This window comes from Micromonospora sp. NPDC047134 (assembly GCF_040643455.1).
In the GTDB taxonomy this organism is placed as follows: domain Bacteria; phylum Actinomycetota; class Actinomycetes; order Mycobacteriales; family Micromonosporaceae; genus Micromonospora.
The window spans coordinates 308390-330117 of sequence record NZ_JBEYUI010000003.1 but is presented as its reverse complement, the minus strand read 5'-3'; the positions used below and the strand labels follow the sequence as shown (position 1 = coordinate 330117).

The window sequence follows — 21728 nt, the reverse complement described above, 5'->3', positions numbered from 1 at the left end:
AAGCACGTACCAGTTGAGATCATGCGATGTGTGCGGAACGAGGACCTCGTAGGGCTGTGGGACAGCGGCCCGTATGACTACGGGTCGATGGAGTCGAGTTGGATCTACCTTCGGAGCGACGGCACAGGCTGGAGCGCGTGGGCCAATGCCGCCGGTGGTGCCTCACTAAGTCAACTAACCTGGAGCTGCCCGCACGAAGCAGAGGTGGAGTTCCAGTACATCTGGACAGTCTCGGGCACTGCCTCCCCTGGCACACCGCCCGAGCTTGTCGACATCGATGAGGAAGGCCCGGACGACACGCTGGTGCGAACCCGCTTTTCAATCTGCATGGATACGCCACCGCTGAGCGAGTCGCCCGTCAAAACCCTCCACCTGGAGGAGGCCGTCGAGTTCTCTCGTCGCTTCGCACTCATCGCCGGGAGCCATGGACCCGAAGGCGCCACGACTGTCAGACGTTGAAGCGGAACTTAGACGTACTCTCGCCTGACCTGCTGCGGCCTGGTCGACGCGCTGGTCACGCTCGCTCCTGGGCTCACGTCGTTGATGGCTGGTTGCCGACGTTTCACGCTGTCTTGTGCCCCGTGTGTGCCCCGAGCACTCCTTGACCCCCAGGCAACAATGATGGGGCTCTTACCTGCTGCTCTATTGGCCAATCGCTGCCGGCATGGTCCGTGCTCGTCCGTACTCGTCCAGTGGTGCCCAAGCCGATCGTCACCCAGTTAGTCACCCAGTGGTTGCCTCAGTCGTCGGCGGCCACGATGAGATTGATCTGCGAAGTCGAGCGGTCGATGAGCACGAACTCGTGGAAGTAGTCGTGCACACGGCCCCAGTCATGAATCGCCTCATCACTGAGCTCCCCGAGGTAGTAAATGCCATTGGCTGCGGCAAGGCGGGCAAACACCTCTCGCTGTAGGTTTTCCTCCATCTCGGTGGGGACGTCCCAGAGAGGGTCTATCCACTCGCGCAGGATTTGTACGGCCTTCTCCTGGCTAATGGGCTCATAGAGTTCGGGAGTGATCAACCGCAGCCAGTACGGACCATGCCGGGACCCATCCGGCAGCACTCCACCACCTGCATAGTCATCGCGGAACTGCTCATGCGCGATGAGTGCGGCGAGCAACGCTCTATCGTCCAGGTACTCGTTAGAGAAGTGGAGCTGCTTGATGTCGACCCACCGGAACCCGTGCTCCTTCGGATCCGGAAGGTAGCGCCGAAAGTTGATGAAGAAGCTAGCGCCGTGAGTCAGCCCGTTATCCACGGCAGCAGCCTAGAGAGCAGGCAACAGCTCCTGCCGCCCCACCAGACAGGCGCTAGCCTCCACCACCTGCCATCCCGTCTGCCGTCGACCCGCCCTCCTGGGGAGCGGGCCTCCGCCCGGCCCGCCACGTCAAGACGGCCTTGACGCACGGTCGGACGCTGGCGGGTCGGGCGGCGGTCTGCTCGGCTTGCCCGGGTCGATGGCAGGCGGGATGGCCCACCGCAACCACCCACGGCCCGGCATCCGCCGACGGACCCCCCGACCATCCCGGAGCCCGAGCGCCCCCGCCGGAGGCGCAGTAACCGCAACCCCGCTACCCGGCCGCCAGCTCGCCGACGCGGCCGGCGTGCGCTGCCCAACGCCGCGCGGGCTCGTGGCCGCGCGGCCCGGCCGGCTGCCGGCTCACCACCACCCGGTCAACACCCCTGTCGTCATGCGGCGGCCCCTTGGGCTTCCCGCTTCCGCGCCAGCCGCCGGGCGTGTTGCGTGGCCGGAGTCGGAGGCGCCAGCGGAGCGACGGACGCGCGCCCAGGCGGCGGCGCGTGCGGCCCGCCTAGGGCCGCCTTGATAGACGTACAGAAAGTCCTCCCACGCCGGCCGGCAGTCGGCCGTTCCACCTCGACCATGCGGGTTTACGGCGGGTTGACGTGTCGGTACGCGGTGCTACTCTGGCCCTCGTTGAGCACGCCAGCGCGGCCTTTCGGCCGGATCGCTGGACTCGACCACTGAGACGCCGAGCGGCCTTCCTGCCGCTGATGCGGGCCACATCCCGCCGCCTCTCCATCGCTCCGGCCACAGTGCCGGCTCTCTGAATCCGCCGAGCAGCCCAGAACGGCCTTTCGCCGTCCACGATGGCCCGGATTCGCCCACTTTCACGGGTGGGGCAGCCTGCGGCAATCCCGCCGGATGCCGGTATCTCAGGCTCCCCACCCGTGCCGGCCCCATGACCTCTACGACCACGAGAGGACATCACCGATCGGCGGAGTGTGGCACCACCACGATTCCGCCCTCCGGCGTCAGCCGCCCTTTCGGCGGTGCCAGGAGACACGACGAACACCACCAGCGGACCCACGTCCACGGCTGGTGGTGCTTCGTCTTCCGTCCCTGCCACCCCGCGAGGAGAAGTCGATGTCTACCCCACTCGCCCTGTCCCGGCCCAGCCTCGCCGCCGGCCGGATCACCCAAGCCCTGCACCGTGCCGCCACGCCGGACTACTTCGGCTGGCTGGAACACACCGCCTCCGCTGGCGGCTGTACCCGCCCGATCCGCCTTACCGGCACCCTCACCGCCGTGGAGACCGACACCGGCCGGATCATCCGAGAGCTACACACCGACGAGCTGCCCGACCGGTCGATCTACAAGGCGTGCGGCAACCGCCGTGCCTCGCAGTGCCCCGACTGCGCCTGGGTCTACGCGGGCGACGCCTTCCAGATCGTCCGCACCGGCCTGACCGGCGGCAAGACCGTCCCCGCCACCGTCGCACGGCATCCGGTCGTGTTCGCCACCTTCACCGCACCGTCCTTCGGCGCGGTCCACCACCGGCATATCCCCCGGCACACCTGCGCCAACCGCCAGCGGTGCGACTGCCGACCCGCGCCCTGCCGCGCCCGCCGTGACGCCGGTACCTGCGAGCACGGGCAGCCCGCGGCCTGCTTCGCCCGCCATGATGCCGACGATCCGCAGCTCGGGCGGCCACTCTGTCTGGACTGCTACGACCACGACCACCAGGCCGTGTGGAACGGATTCGCCGGCGAACTGTGGCGGCGCACCAAACAGGCCATCGAACGCCACCTCGCCGCTCTCTGCCGCCAACGCGGCATCAGGCACGTCCAGGTCGTCACCGACTCCGGCCGGGTGCGTCGGGTGCCGCCGGTGCGGGTGTCGCACGGCAAGGTCGCCGAGATGCAGCGCCGGGGAGCCGTGCACTTCCACGTCCTGCTGCGCCTCGACGGCGTCGATCCCGGCGACAAGGACGCTCTGGTGCCGCCGCCGGCCGGGATCACCGCCGATGACCTGGACGACGCCGTGCACGCCGCCGCCCGGCAGATCACCGTCACCACCCCACCACACCCCGACCGGCCGAACGGCTGGCCGATCGCCTGGGGAAAGCAGGTCGACGTACGCCGCATCGGTAGCGGCGACGGTGACGTGACCGACGCCAAGGTGGCCGCCTACCTCGCCAAGTACGCCACCAAAGCCACCGAGGTCACCGGCCACGCCTCGACCCGGCTCACCCCGGACACCATCGACGCCTACGCCAACCCCGACGGCGACCACCTCGCCCGCCTCATCGACGCCTGCTGGCGACTCGGACGTCCCACCGCTACCCAGACCACCCGCAGCGCCGCACAGCTCGCGGACCGTCAAGGCCACCTTGACACCAACCCTTACGCCGGACTGCGTCGCTGGGCACACATGCTCGGCTTCGGCGGCCACTTCCTCACCAAAGCCCGCCGCTACTCCATCACCTTCGGCCTACTCCGCGATACCCGCGCCACCTACCGCCGCACCGAAGACAACGAAACCGCCGACACCCTCACCGTCGGCACGCTCACCTACCTCGGGGCCGGCTGGCGCACCGACGGTGACGCGCTGCTCGCCAACACCGCCGCCCGACAGCGACGGGAGAGCAGACGCGTCGGTCGGGAAGAACTCGCTCACGAAGCCTGGCTCGCCGGAGCCGCCGCATGAACCACGACCTGCGCCCCCGCTGGTACTCGCCCGCCGAGGTCGCCGTCCTGCTCGGCTTCGGCATCTCCAAGGTCAAGATGAAGATCGCCACCGGTGAGCTGCGTTCCATCAAGGACGGCAAGTACCGCCGCATCCTGCCCGAATGGGTCGACGACTACATCCGCGACCAGGTCGACCGGCAGGAGGCGGCCTGATGTCGGGACGCGCTCGTGCCAACGGGGAAGGGTCGATCTTCCCGTACCGGAACGGGTTCGCCGCGTACGTCTGGGTGGAGAAGCCGGACGGTAAGCGGGGCCGGAAGTGGGTCTACGGCAAGACCCGTGAGGAGGTCCACGACAAGTGGATCAAGCTGCACGGGCAGGCCAAGGCCGGTCCGGTGGCGACGCGCTCCCCGACGGTGGGGGAGTACGCCGGCTACTGGCTGCGCGAGATCGTCAAGCCGAACCTGGCGCCCGGCAGCTACGTCACCTACGAGGTGGTGGTGCGGCTGTACCTCGTGCCAGGGCTGGGCCGGAAGCGCCTCGACAAGCTCCGGGTCAGCGACGTCCAGACCTGGATCAACGAGGTGGGTCGGACCTGCCAGTGCTGTGCCCAGGGCAAGGACGAGCGGCGCAAGCCGGCGCAGCGTCGCTGCTGTGCCCTCGGCCGCTGCTGCCAGGATCTGCCCTCGCCGACCAGCGTCACGCACCTGCGGACCGTGCTCCGGACGCTGCTGTCGCAGGCGATCACCGAAGGGCTGATCAGCCGCAACGTCGCGTCGCTGGTGAAGCTGCCACCGGTACGCAAGCGCAAGCGGAAGGCGTGGACGAGCGACGAGGCGCGACGCTTCCTGGAGTCGGCCCGCGCCGACGACGACCCGCTCTATGCGGCGTACGTCTTGGTCCTGGTGCTCGGTCTGCGTAAGGGCGAGATGTTGGGGCTCACCTGGGCGGACGTCGACCTGGACGCGGGGGAGTTGACCATCGATCGGCAACTCCAGCGGGTCGGTGCCGAACTGCTGCACCGGGAGACGAAGACGGCCGCCTCGGACGCCACCCTGCCGCTGCCCGACATCTGCACCGTGGCGCTCGGCCGCCGCCGTGCCGCGCAGACTGCCGCCCGGGACGCCGCTGGTCCGGCCTGGCAACCGTCAGACCTGATCTTCACTACCCGCTACGGCCGGCCGGTCGAGCCGCGAAACTTCAACCGCTTCTGGGACCGGCGCTGTGACGCGGCCGGAGTCCGGCGGATCACCGTGCGGGACGCCCGGCGTACCTGCGCCTCACTCCTGGCGGACCTGGACGTCCACCCCCGGGTGGCGATGCAGATCCTCCGGCACGCCCAGTTCGCCATCACCATGGAGATCTACACGGTGGTGTCCTCGACGGCCACCCGCGACGCCCTCAAGCGGCTCGGCAGCGCGCTCGACCGGTGAAGGGGCCTACTGCTGTACTTCGCTGCTGTACGGGCCGAAAACACGACCCAAACAACCCACAAAGGGCCGCTGACCTGCGGGAAAGTGGGCCGCCAGGGACTCGAACCCTGAACCTATGGATTAAAAGTCCACAGCTCTGCCATTGAGCTAGCGGCCCGCGGCCCACAGGCTACCTGACCCCCGTGGCCCGGCGCGCGATGCTCAGACCCCCCGGATCGGGCCGGACGACAGTGCCGCGCCATCAGCGACTCGCACACGGCTGGCAGGATCGGGCGGTCGTCACTCGGGATGCGGGGAGATTGATCATGTCGGAGCCGATCCGCGTCGTCGTGCTGGCTGGGGCGACCTTCAGCACCGGGCTGGTGGCCGGGTTGTTCTTCGCGTACGCCTGCTCGGTCATGCCGGGTCTTGGGGCGACCGATGACCGGACCCTGGTCGGTGCCATGCAGTCGATCAACCGGAAGATTCTCAACGGCTGGTTCCTGTCGGTGTTCCTCGGCGGGCCGCTGCTGGTCGTGGCGGCGGTGCTCGGTCACCTCGGTGCCGGCGGTGCGGTGCTCGGTTGGCTGGTTGCCGCACTGGTCTGCCATCTGGTCACCTTCGCTGTGACAATGCGGTCGAACGTGCCGCTCAATGATCAATTGGACGCCGCCGGGTCGGTCGACGCGAGCACGGATCCGGCGGCGGTTCGAGGGGCCCTGGGTGCGGTGGAACCTGGTCCGTACGGTCAGTTCGGTCGCCGCCTTCGCCTGCTTGATCGGAGCACTGCTCGCTCGGTAAGGCCGAGCTGAGGTCTGGGCGGACCTGTGCTCAGTGCAGGGCGGGGCCCGAGGCAAGGTCGTCGTCGACCTCGCCTGAGCAAACCCGGATCGGTGTGGTTCCCGACGCCGTGATCCGCGCAGGCGTGGACGGCGACTTATCGGGTACGGGCCGGGGATGCGCATCGTGGTGGTGGGGGCGAGCGGGAACATGGGTACGGCGCTGCTGCGCCGGTTGCGGCGTGAGCGTGACGTCCAGGTGGTCGGGGTGGCCCGGCGGCTGCCTCCGGCGGGGGCCGGGGAGCCGTACGACGGGGTGCGGTGGCACTCGTGTGACATCGGTCTGCCCGGTGCGGCGGAGGAGTTGACCGAGGTTTTCACCGGGGCGGATGCGGTGGTGCATCTGGCCTGGCAGATTCAGCCCAGCCACGACCAGCGGGTGTTGCGTCGTACCAATGTGGAGGGTAGCCGGGCGGTGGTCGACGCGGTGTTGCGTGCCGGGGTGCCGGCCCTGGTGTACGCCTCCTCGGTCGGCGCCTACGCGCCGGGGCCGAAGAACGCGCCGGTCAGCGAGCGATGGCCGGCGACCGGGGTGCCGGCCTCGTCGTACAGCCGGGACAAGGCGGCGGTGGAGGAGATGCTCGACGGGATCGAGCGGACCCATCCGGGGCTGCGGGTGGTACGGCTGAGGCCCGGGCTGATCTTTCAGCGGGAGGCCGGTACGGAGATCAGCCGGTACTTTCTCGGGCCGCTGGTGCCGGTGCGGCTGCTGCGGTTCGGGCGGCTGCCGTTGGTGCCGGCGAACCGGCGGCTGCGGATGCAGGCGGTGCATGCCGACGATGTGGCTGACGCGTACGCCCGGGCGGTTCTGGGTGATGTGCGCGGCGCTTTCAATGTCGCTGCGGACCCGGTGCTGACCCCGGAGCTGGTGGCTCGGCACTTCCACGGCTGGACGGTGCCGGTGGCTGCCCCGGTGCTGCGTACCGCCGCGGCGTTGACCTGGCGGGCCCGGCTGCAACCGGTCGACGCCGGGTGGGTGGAGTTGGCGCTGAACGTGCCCCTGATGTCCAGCGAGCGGGCCGAGACCGAGTTGGGGTGGCGGCCCCGGGTCACCGCGATCGAGGCCCTCAAGGAGCTGTTCGCGGGCATGGCCGAGGGTGCCCACACCGACGGCCCGCCGCTGTCGGACGCCCCCACCCTGCCGGGTCGTCCGGCCGCCCTGACCCGGGCCCGGGTCGCCGGGCACGGCAACCCCTACTGATCTCAGGTCAGGTGTCGGCGTCGCCGCAGGCGGACCCCGAACACCCCGGCCACCGTCACGATCAGCAGGGCGGTGACCCGATGGCGTGCGGCAGCCCTCGGGTCATGAACTCGGGTGGCCTCAGTCGTCGATCACGTCGGAGATCACGACGGTGACGTTGTCCGGCGCACCGGCCTGGTGGGCCAGCTTGACCAGTTGCTCGCCGCACTGGTGGCGATCGGCGTGCAGCCCCAGGGTGGCCGCGATGGCGTCGTCGGTCACATAGTCGGAGAGCCCGTCACTGCACAGCAACAGCCGGTCACCGGCGGCTACCGTCAACATCCCCATCGTCGGCGGGGCGTCCGCGCCCTGCACCGCGCGGGTCACCAGGGACCGCTGCGGGTGGTGCCGGGCCTGGTCCGGGGTCAGCGCCCCCTGGTCGACAAGCGCCTGCACGAAGGTGTCGTCACGGGTCAACTGGGTCAGGTGACCCTCCCGGAACAGGTAGCAGCGGGAGTCCCCGACCTGGGCCAGCACCAGGGTGTTCCCGGCCAGCAGGACCGCGGTCAGGGTCGTACCCATGCCGTCGCGGGCCGGCTCGGCGGCGATCGCGGCGTGGATGCGTTGGTTGGCCGTGCTCACCACGGCCCGCAGCGCGTCGGCGGCGGCGTCCGGGGCGGTAGGCGGGATCAGCTCGTCCAGGATCCGGATGACGATCTCGCTGGCCACCTCACCGGCAGGCAGCCCACCCATACCGTCGGCCACCGCCGCGAGGCGCTCGCCGGCGAGCGCGGAGTCCTCGTTGTTGGTCCGAACCAGGCCGATGTCGTTGAGGATGGCCGAGCGGAGGATCAGCGTCATGGGGTCAAGCTTGCCAAGAAGACCTGTCCCGCGTCTCTACGCACTACTGCGTAGGGTTGAGGAATGTTGCCCGTGTCCATGGTCGGGCGCGCCGGTGAGCTCGCTGAGCTGGGCCGAGCGTGGTCCACCGTGGTGGACGGCAACCGTCGGTCCCCGGCTGTCGCGGTCGTCACCGGCGGCGCGGGAGTGGGCAAGAGCCTGCTGGTAGCCGCCGCCCTGGACGGGTTCACCCCCCGGCCCGAGGTGGTGCTCAGCGGAGCCGCCCGGCTGCACAGTCCCGCCCCGTACGACTGGTTGGCCGCCGTACTGAGCGGGCGCGACACCAGTCGACTTGATCTTCCGGCCGACGCGCTGGCCTGGCTGGCCCAGCAGCCCACCGCCCCGCCGGAGCGCTACGCCCCCGGCACCCTGCTCCGGTTGGCCGTACGGACCGTGCGGGCCCTGGTCGGCACCGGCCCGGCGGTACTCGTCGTGGAGGACCTGCACGCCCTGGACCCGGCCAGCCTCAACCTGGTCGGTGAGTTGGCCACCGCCGACGGGCTGCCGGCTCTGCTGATGGTGGCGACCAGGCCCGCGACCCATGCGGTCGCACCCGCCCTCACCGGCCGCACCCTGGCCCGCCTCTGCGGGGTACGCGGGGTCGTGCGCCAGCATCTCGGCCCGTTGCGCCCCGCCGAGGTCGCCGAAGTGCTGGACCAGGTGTACGCCGGGTCGGCCGCCGACCCCGGGCTGGTGCACCGGGTCTGGCAGCACACCGGCGGCAACCCGTACGCCCTGACCGAACTGCTGGCCGCACACGCCGGAGCGGATCCCACCACCCTGCTCGCCGCTGGGGTGTCGGACGCTGCTGTTGTGCCCGCTGCGCGGATCGCTGACGGTCCGGATTCTCCGGTAGCTGCCACGGTCGAGTTGACCGGTCGGGAGGTCGAGGTGCTCGACTGCCTGGTGGCCGGGATGTCCAACAAGCAGGTGGCCCGCGCCCTCGGCATCTCGGTACGCACGGTCACGGTGCACGTGTCGAACCTGCTGCGCAAGACCGGTGCGGCCTCGCGTACCGAGGCGGCGCTCTGGGCGGTACGCCAACGACTCGCCGTCGCCGCCCCGACCGCCACCCGCGACGGCTGAGCCGGAGATCGACTCCGTTTCGGCGATACGGCGGCATCCGCAGCCCCGTACCCCGCCGTTTCGGCGTAACGGTGCGGGCCTACTGCCGGTGCACGCCTACTGCCGGGGGTAGCGCAGGAGGAGGCTGGCGGTGACCTCCTCGTCGCCGACGGCGGCGTACATGTGCGGCACGTCGGAGGTCCAGCGCAGGTGGCCACCGGCGGTGGCGGTCAGCGGGGCGTCGACCGGACCGGCGCGCAGCGCTCCGGTGAAGACCGTGACATGTTCGGTCACCCCGGCCTGGTGGGCCGGTGAGAGCTGCCCCGGCCCGGGGGCCACCCGCATCCGGTACAGCTCGTAGGTGACCTCGGAGTCCTCGAACACCTCCAGCAGGGTGGCGCTGACGGCCGCCCCCCGTACGGTCGGTTCGCTGGTCGCCTCGGAGAGCACGGCGGCCAGCGGTACGCCGAGGTGAGCGGTGATCGCGTACAACGTCTCCAGGGTGGGGTTGCGGAGGCCGTTCTCCAGTCCGGAGAGGGTCGCCTTCCCCACCCCGGCCTGCCGGGCCAGCGCGGACAGCGAGATCCCCCGGGCCTCGCGCAGGGCACGGACCCGGCGGCCGATCGCCGCGGGATCCGCCTCTGCCGCCCCGGGCTGACCGGAGTCGGCGACCGGTAGGGGGTCTGATGCTGCTGAGTAAGGCACCCCGCTATGGTGCTACACGGTGCTGTTCCGTAAACGGAACGATTGAGGGTGGGGTATGGCGGATCGGATGCAACCGGTGCTGGCCGGCGCGGTGGCCGCGCTGGTCGGGTTCGCCAGTTCGTTCGCCGTGGTCCTGGCCGGCCTGCGGGCGGTCGGGGCCACCGAGAGTCAGGCCGCCTCCGGGCTGCTCGTACTCTGCCTGATGTCCGGCCTCTGCGCCGCCTGGCTGGGCCTGCGGCACCGGCTGCCGATGAGCGTGGCCTGGTCCACACCCGGCGCGGCGCTGCTGGTAGCCACCGGCCCGATGCCCGGCGGTTGGCCGGTCGCGGTCGGTGCCTTCCTCGTCTCCGGGCTGCTGATCGTGGCCGCCGGCCTCTTCCCGGTGCTGGGCCGGGCCGTCGCGGCGATCCCCAAGCCGATCGCCGGGGCGATGCTCGCCGGGGTGCTGCTGCCACTGTGCACCGCGCCGGTACGGGCCCTCGTCGAGGTGCCCGTGTTGGCCGCCCCGGTGCTGGTGTGCTGGTTGGTGCTGCACCGCTTCGCCCGCCCCTGGGCGGTGCCCGGTGCCCTGGTGGTGGCGGCCGGCGCGATCGCCCTGACCACCTCGGGCGGGGGTGGCGGTGGACTACGTCCGGTGATCGAGGTCACCGCGCCGCAGTGGAGCCTGACCGCGATGGTCGGATTGGCGCTGCCGCTGTTCCTGGTCACCATGGCCGCGCAGAACGTGCCCGGCACGGCCGTCCTGGTCGGCTACGGCTATCGGCCGCCCCTCAGTTCGGCGCTGCGAGCCACCGGGCTGGCCAGCCTGGTCGCCGCCCCGGCCGGTGGACATGCGGTGAACCTGGCCGCGATCACCGCCGCCCTGGCCGCCGGACCGGAGGCCCACCCCGACCCGAATCGTCGCTGGATCGCCTCGGTGACCAACGGTGTCGGCCTGGCCCTGCTCGGGCTGGGTGCCGGAGCGGTCACCACCCTGGTCGGCTGGGCGCCACCGGTGTTGATCGAGGCGGTCGCCGGGCTGGCCCTGCTAGGTGCCCTGGCCACCTCACTGACCTCGGCGCTGGCCGACCCCGACGCGCGGGAAGCGGCGGTCGTCACCCTGGTGGTCACCGCCTCGGGCGTCTCCCTGGCCGGCATCGGCGGCGCCTTCTGGGGCTTGATCGCCGGCTGCCTGATGCTGCTGATCTTCCGCCGCCGCCGCACCACGCCACCCACTGCCACGCCAGCGCCTCCCGCACCAGCGACTCCCACGCCAGCGCCTCCCACGCCAGCGGCGCCTTCGTCCGCCGTGCCCACCGGCCCTGCGCCGACCCTGCGCCAGGAGAGCGTCGACCGCGTGATCGGTCGCTAGGCCGGGTGGGGGTCAGTCCTCGGCGGGGAGGTCGGCGGTCAGGGCGCTGAGGAGGACCTCGCGGTCGGTGACGCTGGCTATCTGGTCGGCGAGCACGTAGACGGCGCCGGTGGGTACCAGGTCGGTGGAGACCTTGAGGTAGCCGGTGCGCAGCAGCCGGGCGGCCAGGTCGGCGGGGACGTCCGGTTCCTCGGTGCTGGCGGACTCGATCAACTCGTCCAGGCTGCCGCCGGGGTCGGCGGTCGGGGCCTGCACCGTCACCGCATTCGGATCACCCCGCTGCACCAGATCGACGGTCCCCACGTCCCGCCCGGCGACATCCACCACCCGCATCCCGGTGGTCACCCGCGAGACGATCCCCTGCTGATCGATCCCCTGCCTCTCCATCCCCCACCCCTTCCCGCCCCCCAACCCCCCTAAACCCACCCACCAACCCCTCCAAAACCGAGTTGATCAAGAGGTTTGCGTCATGGATCCGGCAAATCCAGACGCAAACTTCTTGATCAACAAGCGCAGGGTGGGAGGGCGGGGAGCGGGCTTAGGGGGATGGGGGGCGGGGGGAGAGTTCGCGCCAGGGGTCGGCGGGGTGGAGCAGGGCGCGAATGGTTTCCTCGGCGTCGTCGAGGGTGTCGTACTCGTAGAAGCGGGAGACTCCCTCGGCGCCGCCGGCCCGTTGTTCGACGTACCACCGGTCGGCGTCCGTCCGGAGGAAGACGTCCCGCCGGGCCAGGCGCCCCCATTTCCCGTTCCACCAGTGCTTTCGCTGCTCCATGGCCAGGGACTCTATCGAACATGTGTTCGATTCAGGATGGCGCGTGGCGGCATTCCCCGTACGGGTGACCTGCGGTTGTCGGGTTCAGCGCCCGGTGGGCGGTTCCTCCCGCGAGCCGAGTGCGTCGTCCAGGGCGCTGCGCTGCTGGGCCGGGGTGGTCCGGCCGGAGGCCACCAGGGCGTCGCGGATCTCGGTGAGCAGCTTGACCTCCTCGCTCGGCGCGGCGGGCGGCGGCTCCTCGCCCCGCTTGCGGCGCTCGGCGAGCTTGTTCATCGGGAAGACGACCAGGAAGTACAGCGCCGCCGCGGTGAGCAGGAAGGTGATCAGGGCGTTGACGAAGGCGACCCAGTCGAACGGGATGCCCTGGATCGTCGGTGCGGTGCCCTCCAGCCCCTTGTCGCTGCCGGTGACCAGGACCACGAAGACCCGGATCAGCGGATCCAGGAAAGACTTGGTGAGCTGGGTGACCACACCCGTGAACGCGGCACCGATGACGACACCGACCGCCAGGTCGACGACGTTGCCGCGCATGATGAAGTCTTTGAAACCCTTGAGCATTCGTACTCCTGAGGTGTCCCGGGTTCGTCAAGGACAACCTATGCCCCCGGATCGGGGCTCCAGAAATGCGCCGGCCTCCCGGGCGGCGAGATCCGGGTCACCAGCCCGGATGGCGACCACCAGACGGGCGTGGTCGACGTGTCGGTCCGGGGTCAGGGCCCCGCCCATCGCCTGGGTGACCGTGCTGCGCAGGACGGCGCCGATGGAGGCGTACAGCTCGGCGAGCATGCCGTTGTGCGCGGCCGCGACCACCGCGGTGTGCAGCTCCGCGTCGGCCTCGACGAACTCGGCGACCCGGCCGCCGCGCCAGGCCGCCTCGCGGGCGGCCAGCGCCTCGTCGAGGGCGGCCAGGTCCTCAGGGGTACGCCGACGAGCGGCCAGCCGGGCGGCCTCCACCTCGAAGGCTCGGCGTACCTCGATCACCTCGGTCATCCGGTCGTCGGTGAGCCGTCGGGCCACCACGGGCGCCAGTTCGTCCGTGGAGATGACGTACGTGCCGGAGCCCTGCCTGCACTCCAGGACCCCGGCGTGGGCCAGGGCCCGGACGGCCTCCCGTACGGTGTTGCGCCCCACCCCGAGGGCCTCGACCAGTTGCGGCTCGGTCGGGATCCGGCTGCCCACCGGCCACTCGCCGGCCAGGATGCGCTCCCGCAGTTGCGTAATCGTTTGCTGGATCCGCCGTCCCCGGGGCGGCGCCGGGGCGGAGTCGACTGCCGGTGGCACTGGTCACCACCTCTCGCCGGAATTCATCCCATGATTGTAGGTTCGAGGTCATGCCTCCGTCACCCGTCCCCGCTGCGGCCGCCACCACCGCCGACGGGTCGACCACCCAGGACAAGACCACCGCGCCGCGCCTGCACGGTGGCCTGCTGGTGCTGGTCGGGATGCTGCTCGTGGCGCTCAATCTGCGGGCCGCCGTCACCAGCCTCGGTGCCCTGCTCGACGAGGTACGCGTCGGCCTGGCCATGTCCGGCACCCTGGCCGGCTTCGTCACCACCCTGCCCACCATCGCCTTCGCCGCGCTGGGGGCGGCCACCCCCTGGCTGGTCCGCCGACTCTCCGCAGCCCGCCTGCTGGTCCTGGGGATGCTGGCCCTCGCCGTCGGTCAGGTGTTGCGCGTGGTCACCGACTCCGCGCTGGTGTTCCTGCTCACCAGCGCGCTCGCGCTGGCCGGGATCGCGGTGGCGAACATCCTGATGCCGATGCTGGTGAAGCAGTACTTCCCGCACCGCACCGGGCTGGTCACCGGGGCGTACACGATGGCGTTGGTCACCGGCACGACGGCGGCCGCCGCTGCGGCGGTGCCGGTGGCGCACGCCTTCGGTTCCTGGCGGGCGGGGCTGGGGGTCTGGGCGGGGCTGGCGGCGGTCGCCGTACTCCCGTGGCTGCCGGCGGCGCTGCGCAGCCGGGGTGCCGCACGGCGCGCGACCCGGGGTGCCGCCGGCGCCCGACTGATCGTCCGCCCCGGCCGTACCCGGCTCGGCTGGGCGATGGCGGTCTACTTCGGCACCCAGTCACTCAGCGGGTACGCGATCATGGGCTGGTTGGCCCAACTCTTCCGGGACTCGGGTTTCCGGGCCCAGGACGCCGGACTGCTGCTCGCCGGGGTGACCGCCCTGGGGGTACCGATCGCGATGTTGATGCCGACCCTGGCCGGCCGGATGAGCAACCTGCGTCCCCTGGTGTTCGCCCTGACGGCCGCCTCGACGGCGGCCTATCTGGGCCTGGCGTTCGCGCCCCGGGACGCGGCCCTGCTGTGGGTGCTGCTGCTGGCCTGTGGCCAGGGGGCGTTCCCGTTGATCCTGACCACCATCGGGCTGCGGGCCCGTACCGCCGACGGCACGGTGGCCCTGTCGGCCTTCGCGCAGAGCACGGGATATGTGATCGCGGCGTTGGGGCCGCTACTGGTCGGCATCCTCTACGAGGCCACCGGAGGCTGGACGGCGCCGCTCGGTCTGCTGCTGCTGGCTCTGGCGGTGCAGACGGGGGCGGGAATGGTCATCGCTCGCCCCGGATACATCGAGGACGAGCGCTGATGGGTCGGAGTCAGGAGGTGGCCGGGGTGGCCTCGCCCGCCACCGCCTGGTCGACCGTGGGGTAGGTGTGCAGCACCTCCACCAGGCCACTGACCTCAAGGATGCGCAGCACCCCGCGCTGCGGTGCGGCCAGCCGGACCACTCCGCCGGCCTCGTCGCAGCTGTTCTTGGCGCGGACGAACACCGACAGGCCGGTGGAGTCGCAGAACGAGACCTCCGATAGGTCGAAGACCAGCCGGCTGCGCCCCTTGTCGAGCAGGTCGGTGATCTGGTCCTGCAACTGCGGCGCGGTGGCCATGTCCAGTTCGCCCGCGACCGCCACAACGACCATGTCACCGCGCTGTTCCGTGTGCACCGTCAAGGACATTCGCCAGACCTCCTGTTTATCGGTGGAACGGTATCCCACCGGAGCCTCGGTACGCAGAACGGGCACGAGATCGAGTGCCCGCCGACCTTCACTTGCTGTGGGGCAAGTAGTTTTCGGGTCGGCGGTGATAGAGTCCGGCCGGTCCGGTTCGAGGGGGTTATGTCATGGCGTTGAGCACTGACGAAAGCGGCCGGCTGGCTGGTCTGCTAACCAGCCATGTCGATCAGGTCACGCAACGGTGGACCGAGGTCGTCGCGGCGCAGCTTCGTGGCCGTCTCAGCCAGACCGAACTGCGTCAGCAGGTGCAGGAGCTGCACCGCGCCCTGGTCGACGCGCTCGGTAAGGGCGCCGCCGACCTGGCCGCCGAGGAGGCCACCGAACTGCGTGCGGTCCTCGCCGAGCTGTCCCGGGGGCAGGCCCGCCAGGGCTTCTCCGCCGCCGAGACCGCCACCGGTGTGTTCGCCCTCAAGGACGCCCTGTTGAGCGTGATGGAGACCGACGAGAGCGCCGGGACCCTGCGCGACTACGTAGCCTTCGGCACCCTGGTCGACCAGATGGGCCTGTTCACCTTCGAGAGCTTCGTGCGGACCCGGGAGAGCCTGATCGCCGACCAGGCCGAGCAGCTGCTGGAGCTGTCCACTCCGGTGGTCAAGCTCTGGGAAGGCGTGGTGGCGGTGCCGCTGGTCGGCACCCTGGACTCGGCCCGCGCCCAGGTGGTCATGGAGCGACTGCTGCAGACCCTGGTGGACACCAGCTCGCCGTACGCGATCATCGACATCACCGGGGTGCCGGCGGTGGACACCCAGGTCGCCCAGCACATCCTGAAGACCGTGGTGGCCGCCCGGCTGATGGGCGCCGACTGCATCATCTCCGGCATCCGGCCCCAGATCGCCCAGACCATCGTCGCCCTGGGCATCGAGTTCGGTGACATCGCCACCAAGGCCAGTCTGGCCGACGCGCTGCGCCATGTGCTGCGGCTCACCGGTGTCGAGACCGGCCGCCGCCAGCCGCGTCGGGAGGCGTGATGGAACGGGTGCCGATCCTCAAGATCGGCGACATCCTGCTGGTCTCCATCCAGGTGGACATGTCCGACCAGACGGCCATCGCCCTCCAGGAGGACCTGGCCGAGCGGATCGTCGCCACCAGCTGCCACGGGGTGATCATCGACATCACCGCGCTGGACATCGTGGACTCCTTCGTCGGACGGATGCTGTCCACGATCGCCTCGATCTCCCGGGTGCTCGACGCGGAGACGGTGGTCGTCGGGATGCGTCCGGCGGTCGCCATCACCCTGGTCGAGTTGGGACTGTCCCTCAACGGCATCCGTACCGCGCTGAACGTCGAGCGGGGCATGGAACTCATCGCGGCCAACCGCGACGACCAGTACGACGAGCACGACGAGGGTCTGGACCCCGAGCTGACGGCGTCGCCGTGACCAGCGGGGTCGACCTGAGCCGGCCGCAGGCGCAGACGGTCGGCAGCGACGAGGACGTGGTACGCGTCCGGCAACTGGTGCGTACGGTGGCGGTGGCCGTCAAGCTCTCCCTGGTAGACCAGACCAAGGTGGTCACCGCGGCCAGCGAACTCGCCCGCAACACCCTGGTCTACGGCGGCGGTGGCACGGTCGAGGTGGCCGTCGTGGACAACGGCCGCCGTCCCGGCATCAGCATCGTCTTCGCCGACTCCGGCCCCGGCATCGCCGACCTGGACCTCGCCCTGACCGACGGGTACACCACCGGTGGCGGTCTGGGCCTGGGCCTCAGCGGGGCCCGGCGGTTGGTGGACGAGTTCGACATCCAGACCGCGCCCGGTCAGGGCACCAGGATCACCATCACCAAGTGGTCCCGGTGACGGCCGAACCGGTCTCCGACCGGGGCACCTGGTTCCGGGTGGAGACCGGCAGCGCCGGCAGTGCGGTGCGACGGGCGGCCGAACGCCTGGGCGCGCAGTTGGGGCTGCCGGACAGCCGGATCGCCGACCTGGCCATCGTCACGGCGGAGCTGACCAGCAACCTGATCAAGCACGCCGACGACGGGGTGCTGCTGCTCCGGCCGGTACGCCGCGAGCTGGACGCCGGGGTGGAACTGGTAGCGGTCGACTCCGGGCCCGGCATGGCCGACCTGACCGACTCCGCCCGCGACGGTCACTCCACCACCGGCACCCTGGGTATCGGCCTGGGGGCGATCGTCCGGCAGGCCAGCTGGTTCGACGCGTACTCGCGGCCGGGTCGAGGAACGGTCATCGTCGTGCAGGTGTTCGCCGACCCGGTGACCGAACGGCCCTGGGCCGGCGGAATCACCCGGCCGCTGACCGGGGAGACGGTCAGCGGAGACGGATACGCCTGGCGGATCGTCGGCGTACGCCGTCAGCTGCTGGTCACCGACGGCCTGGGGCACGGGCCGTTGGCCGCCGCCGCCACCGACGCCGCCCTTGCCGCCTTCCGGGCCGCCCCGGACGCCGCCCCGGCCGAGGTGGTCGGCCACCTGCACCGGGCCCTGTCGCACACCCGTGGCGCGGCGCTGGCCGTGGCCGAGCCGGACCCGGCTACCGGGTTGCTGCGCTACGCCGGATTGGGCAACATCAGCGGGGTGGTTGCCACCGGGGACGGTCGGCAGCGGGGGCTGGTCTCCCTGCCCGGCATCGCCGGACATCAACGCCCGGCCATCCGACAGTACGAGTATCCGTTCGACCCCGGCAGCCTGCTGGTCATGCACAGCGACGGGGTGGTCGACCGCTGGCGCCTCGCCGACCAGCCCGGACTGTCCGGGCGGTCACCGTTGGTGGTGGCCGCCACCCTGTTGCGCGAGGCCGGCGTCCGGCGCGACGACGCCGGTGTGTTGGTGGCGAGGTCCTGGTGATGAACGCCGAACCGCTGTTGCAGATGACCCTGCGGGTGGAGCAGGACATCTTCGTGGTTCGCCAGCGGGGCCGGGAGGTGGCCACCGCGGTCGGCCTGGAGCACCAGGACCAGGTCCGGATCGCCACCGCCCTGAGTGAGGTGGCCCGGGACCTGCTGCGCAGTGTCGGCGGCGCCGATGTGGTGTTCGCCATCGCGGACACCCCGGACGGGCGCCACCACCTGCGAGTCGACCTCATTCCGGTCGGTCCACTGCCGCAGGGGCGGTACGAGCCGCAGTCCGGTGCGGTGGCGCGCCTGGTGGACACGTTGACCGTGGTGGCTCCGGCGGGGGATACGGTCGTGAGGATGTCACGACGTATCCCGGCCACCGCGCAGTCGCTCACCCCACAGGGCCTTGAGCAGTTGCGGGCCCAACTGGGGCAGACCGCACCGGGGACCGCGGAGGAGGAACTCGCCGCCCAGAACTCGCAGCTGATCGCCGCCCTGGACGAGGTACGCACCCAACGCGACGAACTGGCGCGGCTCAACGAGGAACTGGAGCAGACCAACCGGGGCGTACTGGCGCTCTATCACCAGCTCACCGACGAGCTGGAGGAGACCAACCGGGGTGTGGTGGCCCTGTACGCCGAGTTGGACGACAAGTCCGTGCAGCTGCGCTCGGCCAGCGAGTCGAAGAGTCGGTTCCTGGCCAACGTCAGCCACGAACTGCGGGCACCGGTGACCGCGATCATCGGGCTGGCCCGGTTGCTCACCGACTCCGCCTCCGACCCCCTGACGCAGGAGCAGGAACGCCAGGTCGGCCTGATCCGATCCTCGGCCTCGGATCTGCTCTCGCTGGTCAACGAGCTGCTGGATCTGGCCAAGGCGGAGTCCGGTCGACTGGAACCGAACTGGACCGAGGTGGACCTGCGGGCCCTGTTCGGGCAGCTACGCGGCACCCTCCGGGCCCTGCACACCGCCTCCGAGGTGGAGCTGGTGGTGGAGGAACCCCCCACCCCCGCCACCATCCGTACCGACGAGATGCTGCTCGCCCAGGTGCTGCGCAACCTGCTGCACAACGGTCTGAAGTTCACCGCCCGGGGTGAGGTGCGGCTGCGCGCCGAGCGGTCCGGCGACAGCTGGAGACTCGTCGTCTCCGACACCGGCGCAGGCATCCCGGCGGAGTTGCAGGACCGGGTGTTCGAGGAGTTCTACCAGGTGCCGGGCCCCTCCCGGGCTGGCGGCACCGGCCTGGGTCTGCCGTACGCCCGGCGGTTGGCCACCCTGCTGGGCGGCACCCTGGAACTGTCCAGTGAGGTCGGCCGGGGCAGCACCCTGACGGTCACCCTGCCGGCGAACGGGATGTGACATGGACTCCCCGCCGACCGTGCTGGTGGTCGACGACAGCCGGACCAAGCGCTACCTGCTGGTGAACTGGCTGACCCGGGCCGGGTTCACCGTGATCGAGGCCCAGAACGGCAGCGAGGCCCTGCGTCAGGTCGAGGTGGATCCGATCGACCTGGTGGTTCTCGACGTGCGCCTGCCGGACCTCAGCGGGTTCGAGGTCTGCGAACGGATCAAGTCGGCCCGTCCCGCCCTGCCGGTGATTCACGTGTCCGCACACGCCATCGACACCGCCGACCGCGCCCAGGGCCTCACCCGGGGGGCGGACGCGTACCTGGCGGAGCCGATCGACCCGGAGGAACTCGTCGCCACCGCTCACGCGGTGCTGCGCTACTACCAGGCACGGCAGCGCGCCGAACTGCTTGCGGAACGACTCACCGGGCTGGCGGACACCACGGTGGCGGTACACGCCGCGCCGAACTTCGCCCGGCTGCTGGAAGCGGCGGCGGCCGGCACTGCGGAGATCTTCAAGAGCCCCGCCGCGGTGATAGCCGAGACCTTCGACGGCGACTGCATCGCCGGGGTCTGCGCCGGCCCGGGTGCCCCCAGCCGCATCGTGCCGTGGGTCGTCGACGACAGCGACACCCCGGTCGGCGCCACCGTCCGGGTGCAGGACCCGGCCGACTGGGCCCTGGTGGACTGGCCGGCGGGGGACACCGTGACGGTGGCCGCCGGTCGGCTGCGCGATGACCGGGCCCCCCTCTATGTCGTGGTGCCGACCGCCACCCAGACCGCCCGTACCCCGGTGCTTCGTCAACTGGCCCAGGCGGTGGCCTCCGCGGTCGAGGCCCAGCGATCCTTCGACGAGGAGCACCGCATCGCGGTGACCCTGCAACGCAGTCTGCTCCCGCAGCGCATCCCGACGATCGCCGGGCTGGATCTGGCCGTCCGCTACGAGCCCGCCAGCGCCCGTACCGAGGTGGGGGGCGACTTCTACGAGCTGGTGATGCTCGACGGTCACCTGCTGATGGCGATCGGCGACGTGGCGGGCCACTCGCTGCACGCCGCGACCGTGATGGCCGAACTGCGGCACGCACTGCGGGCGTACGCGGTGGAGGGGCACCAGCCGGGTGAGATCCTGCACCGGGTCAACGAGCTGATGCGTACGCTGCTGCCCACCGAACTGGCCACCATCTGTGTACTGCTGCTCGAACCGGCCACCGGGCAGGTCCGACTGGCCAGCGCGGGTCACCTGCCGCCGCTGATCAGCATGGACGGGAAGACCGAGTACGTGCACCACTCCGCACCCTTGCTAGGGGTACGGGCACCGCGCCCGGCAGACCTGGAGTTCGTGCTGCCGCGCGGGGCGACGATCGTCTTCTACACCGACGGCCTCATCGAACGGCGGGACGCCACCATCGACGAGGGGCTGACCGCGCTGGCCGGGTCTGCCGTGCGGGTGGACGCCGACCTCGACCGATTCTGTCAGCGGCTGCTCGACGAACTGGCCCCCGACGAGATCCAGGACGATGTAGCCGTGGTGGCCCTCCGCCGGCGCTGAGCCGCCGGCACTGGCCGCAGACGGGTGGGCACTGGCAGGAAAGGTCAGGGCCGGGTACGGTCGGAACTGGTGTCCAAAGCACCACGTCGAGGTCGGCACTGCCGCGTGCAAGCTCTGTCCTCCCCGGCGCCGGATTGACGGTGGCAACCTCTCCGGCCCACGACATGCCCTTCGCCAGGGCGGGGACCGAGTCACATCATGGACGGACTGCTGCGATTCGACTATCGCGACATGCGGCCGGGCATCCGGCACGTGACCCTGGCCGGCGAGGCCGACCTGTCCACCATCGAGCAGCTTGAGCAGGGCCTCACCGCCTTCCTGACCCCCCGCTGGGTCGCCCACCTGACGCTCAACCTGAAGAACCTGCGGTTTCTCGACTGTGCCGCCCTCTCCGCGCTGTTGAGGGTCCGGACGGCGGCCATGGCACGGGGGCAGCAGGTGACGGTCATCGCCGCCCAGGGCGTTCCGGCGCGGGTCATCGCGCTCAGCGGCAGCGGACACCTGCTTAACTACCACGGGACCGTCCGCATCGGCGGCACCGGCCGATCCTTCAGCCGCGACCTCGTCGCCCTCGGATGACAGCGGAGACTCAGGCGGGGTTGGCGCGCAGGTAGGTCAGGGTCGCCAGCACCCGGCGGTTGGTGTCGTCGTCCGGCGGCAGACCGAGTTTGGGTTGCCGATGTGCTTGCCGACGGTGGCCTCGGTGACGTGCAGCCGGGCGGCGAGGTGGGTCGCTGGTACCGGTGTCGTGCCGATAACGCTATTGAACGGTCTGTCGCGGCCCCAGCCGACTGGATCCACCGACTGGGGTATGCCCGGCCCTACCTGAACCATCCACCATGTCGGCCCGTTGGTGACGGCATGTGGAT

At 70.7% G+C, this 21728-nt stretch carries 24 protein-coding genes, 1 tRNA gene and 1 pseudogene; 16 read left to right on the top strand and 10 right to left on the bottom strand.

What is annotated here, in order from left to right; genetic code table 11:
- Positions 1 to 204 precede the first annotated feature (204 nt).
- Positions 205 to 459, top strand: coding sequence for a hypothetical protein (locus ABZ795_RS06710; protein ID WP_357529479.1), 255 nt, complete (start codon positions 205 to 207; stop codon positions 457 to 459).
- A gap of 280 nt (positions 460 to 739) precedes the next feature.
- On the opposite strand, the gene ABZ795_RS06705 is transcribed toward ABZ795_RS06710, so the two are convergent.
- Positions 740 to 1258, bottom strand: a complete 519-nt coding sequence (locus tag ABZ795_RS06705; protein ID WP_357529477.1) for a hypothetical protein — start codon at positions 1256 to 1258, stop codon at positions 740 to 742.
- 1128 nt (positions 1259 to 2386) lie between these two features.
- On the opposite strand from ABZ795_RS06705, the gene ABZ795_RS06700 reads away from it, so the two are divergent.
- Genes ABZ795_RS06700 through ABZ795_RS06690 form a run of 3 tightly spaced genes read left to right on the top strand, consistent with a single transcriptional unit; the run spans position 2387 to position 5363 of the window.
- Positions 2387 to 3949: a replication initiator gene (locus ABZ795_RS06700; protein ID WP_357529475.1), complete on the top strand. Its 1563-nt coding sequence runs from the start codon at positions 2387 to 2389 to the stop codon at positions 3947 to 3949.
- Entirely contained in the window at positions 3946 to 4143 is a 198-nt protein-coding gene (locus ABZ795_RS06695) for an excisionase family DNA-binding protein (RefSeq protein ID WP_327038957.1), read from the top strand. Before ABZ795_RS06700 ends, ABZ795_RS06695 begins: the two co-directional genes overlap by 4 nt.
- On the top strand, positions 4143 to 5363 hold the full coding sequence (locus tag ABZ795_RS06690) for a tyrosine-type recombinase/integrase (RefSeq protein WP_357529473.1): 1221 nt from the start codon (positions 4143 to 4145) through the stop codon (positions 5361 to 5363). The genes ABZ795_RS06695 and ABZ795_RS06690 overlap by 1 nt, the downstream gene beginning before the upstream one ends.
- A gap of 85 nt (positions 5364 to 5448) precedes the next feature.
- On the opposite strand, the gene ABZ795_RS06685 is transcribed toward ABZ795_RS06690, so the two are convergent.
- Positions 5449 to 5520 (bottom strand) — tRNA-Lys (locus ABZ795_RS06685).
- Positions 5521 to 5668: 148 nt separating this feature from the next.
- Between ABZ795_RS06685 and ABZ795_RS06680 the strand changes: the two genes are divergently transcribed.
- Both ABZ795_RS06680 and ABZ795_RS06675 read left to right on the top strand, forming a co-directional pair.
- On the top strand, positions 5669 to 6154 hold the full coding sequence (locus ABZ795_RS06680) for an anthrone oxygenase family protein (RefSeq protein ID WP_357529471.1): 486 nt from the start codon (positions 5669 to 5671) through the stop codon (positions 6152 to 6154).
- 145 nt (positions 6155 to 6299) lie between these two features.
- A complete protein-coding gene (locus tag ABZ795_RS06675; protein ID WP_357529469.1) occupies positions 6300 to 7382 on the top strand; it encodes an NAD-dependent epimerase/dehydratase family protein in 1083 nt (360 codons plus the stop codon).
- A gap of 120 nt (positions 7383 to 7502) precedes the next feature.
- Here ABZ795_RS06675 and ABZ795_RS06670 read toward each other — a convergent pair whose 3' ends face one another.
- A complete protein-coding gene (locus ABZ795_RS06670) occupies positions 7503 to 8222 on the bottom strand; it encodes a protein phosphatase 2C domain-containing protein (protein WP_357529467.1) in 720 nt (239 codons plus the stop codon).
- 63 nt (positions 8223 to 8285) lie between these two features.
- Here ABZ795_RS06670 and ABZ795_RS06665 point away from each other — a divergent pair, with 63 nt between their 5' ends.
- On the top strand, positions 8286 to 9347 hold the full coding sequence (locus tag ABZ795_RS06665) for a LuxR C-terminal-related transcriptional regulator (RefSeq protein ID WP_357529465.1): 1062 nt from the start codon (positions 8286 to 8288) through the stop codon (positions 9345 to 9347).
- Positions 9348 to 9443: 96 nt separating this feature from the next.
- Here the strand turns inward: ABZ795_RS06665 and ABZ795_RS06660 are convergent, their stop codons facing one another.
- The gene (locus ABZ795_RS06660; protein ID WP_357529463.1) at positions 9444 to 10031 is read right to left on the bottom strand and encodes an XRE family transcriptional regulator; all 588 of its coding nucleotides are present in this window, start codon (positions 10029 to 10031) and stop codon (positions 9444 to 9446) included.
- 55 nt (positions 10032 to 10086) lie between these two features.
- On the opposite strand from ABZ795_RS06660, the gene ABZ795_RS06655 reads away from it, so the two are divergent.
- On the top strand, positions 10087 to 11382 hold the full coding sequence (locus tag ABZ795_RS06655; RefSeq protein ID WP_357529461.1) for a benzoate/H(+) symporter BenE family transporter: 1296 nt from the start codon (positions 10087 to 10089) through the stop codon (positions 11380 to 11382).
- 12 nt (positions 11383 to 11394) lie between these two features.
- Here the strand turns inward: ABZ795_RS06655 and ABZ795_RS06650 are convergent, their stop codons facing one another.
- The 4 genes from ABZ795_RS06650 to ABZ795_RS06635 form a co-directional block, all read right to left on the bottom strand.
- Positions 11395 to 11754, bottom strand: coding sequence for a hypothetical protein (locus ABZ795_RS06650; protein WP_327027318.1), 360 nt, complete (start codon positions 11752 to 11754; stop codon positions 11395 to 11397).
- Between the two features lie 166 nt (positions 11755 to 11920).
- Positions 11921 to 12154 (bottom strand): hypothetical protein, encoded by a 234-nt coding sequence (locus ABZ795_RS06645; RefSeq protein WP_327023295.1) that lies wholly within the window; start codon positions 12152 to 12154, stop codon positions 11921 to 11923.
- A gap of 84 nt (positions 12155 to 12238) precedes the next feature.
- On the bottom strand, positions 12239 to 12712 hold the full coding sequence (gene mscL / locus ABZ795_RS06640; RefSeq protein ID WP_327023294.1) for a large conductance mechanosensitive channel protein MscL: 474 nt from the start codon (positions 12710 to 12712) through the stop codon (positions 12239 to 12241).
- Positions 12713 to 12739: 27 nt separating this feature from the next.
- A complete protein-coding gene (locus ABZ795_RS06635) occupies positions 12740 to 13435 on the bottom strand; it encodes an FCD domain-containing protein (RefSeq protein WP_357529458.1) in 696 nt (231 codons plus the stop codon).
- A 50-nt stretch (positions 13436 to 13485) separates the two neighbouring features.
- Here ABZ795_RS06635 and ABZ795_RS06630 point away from each other — a divergent pair, with 50 nt between their 5' ends.
- Positions 13486 to 14748 (top strand): MFS transporter, encoded by a 1263-nt coding sequence (locus ABZ795_RS06630; RefSeq protein ID WP_357529456.1) that lies wholly within the window; start codon positions 13486 to 13488, stop codon positions 14746 to 14748.
- A gap of 10 nt (positions 14749 to 14758) precedes the next feature.
- Here ABZ795_RS06630 and ABZ795_RS06625 read toward each other — a convergent pair whose 3' ends face one another.
- Positions 14759 to 15115: an STAS domain-containing protein gene (locus ABZ795_RS06625; protein ID WP_327023291.1), complete on the bottom strand. Its 357-nt coding sequence runs from the start codon at positions 15113 to 15115 to the stop codon at positions 14759 to 14761.
- 164 nt (positions 15116 to 15279) lie between these two features.
- Here ABZ795_RS06625 and ABZ795_RS06620 point away from each other — a divergent pair, with 164 nt between their 5' ends.
- The 7 genes from ABZ795_RS06620 (at position 15280) to ABZ795_RS06590 (ending at position 21438) form a co-directional block, all read left to right on the top strand.
- Positions 15280 to 16140: an STAS domain-containing protein gene (locus ABZ795_RS06620; RefSeq protein ID WP_327023290.1), complete on the top strand. Its 861-nt coding sequence runs from the start codon at positions 15280 to 15282 to the stop codon at positions 16138 to 16140.
- Entirely contained in the window at positions 16140 to 16550 is a 411-nt protein-coding gene (locus ABZ795_RS06615; RefSeq protein ID WP_357529453.1) for an STAS domain-containing protein, read from the top strand. The genes ABZ795_RS06620 and ABZ795_RS06615 overlap by 1 nt, the downstream gene beginning before the upstream one ends.
- Positions 16547 to 16966, top strand: coding sequence for an ATP-binding protein (locus ABZ795_RS06610; protein ID WP_327023289.1), 420 nt, complete (start codon positions 16547 to 16549; stop codon positions 16964 to 16966). Before ABZ795_RS06615 ends, ABZ795_RS06610 begins: the two co-directional genes overlap by 4 nt.
- On the top strand, positions 16954 to 17973 hold the full coding sequence (locus ABZ795_RS06605; protein WP_327023288.1) for a SpoIIE family protein phosphatase: 1020 nt from the start codon (positions 16954 to 16956) through the stop codon (positions 17971 to 17973). The genes ABZ795_RS06610 and ABZ795_RS06605 overlap by 13 nt, the downstream gene beginning before the upstream one ends.
- Positions 17973 to 19322, top strand: coding sequence for a sensor histidine kinase (locus ABZ795_RS06600; RefSeq protein WP_357529450.1), 1350 nt, complete (start codon positions 17973 to 17975; stop codon positions 19320 to 19322). Before ABZ795_RS06605 ends, ABZ795_RS06600 begins: the two co-directional genes overlap by 1 nt.
- A 1-nt stretch (position 19323) precedes the next feature.
- Complete coding sequence (locus ABZ795_RS06595) at positions 19324 to 20859, top strand: SpoIIE family protein phosphatase (RefSeq protein ID WP_357529448.1); 1536 nt, start codon at positions 19324 to 19326, stop codon at positions 20857 to 20859.
- 198 nt (positions 20860 to 21057) lie between these two features.
- A complete protein-coding gene (locus tag ABZ795_RS06590) occupies positions 21058 to 21438 on the top strand; it encodes an STAS domain-containing protein (RefSeq protein ID WP_357529446.1) in 381 nt (126 codons plus the stop codon).
- A 10-nt stretch (positions 21439 to 21448) separates the two neighbouring features.
- On the opposite strand, the pseudogene ABZ795_RS06585 reads toward ABZ795_RS06590, so the two are convergent.
- Positions 21449 to 21585: pseudogene (locus ABZ795_RS06585) on the bottom strand (DNA-binding response regulator); the annotation flags it as partial.
- Positions 21586 to 21728 lie beyond the last annotated feature (143 nt).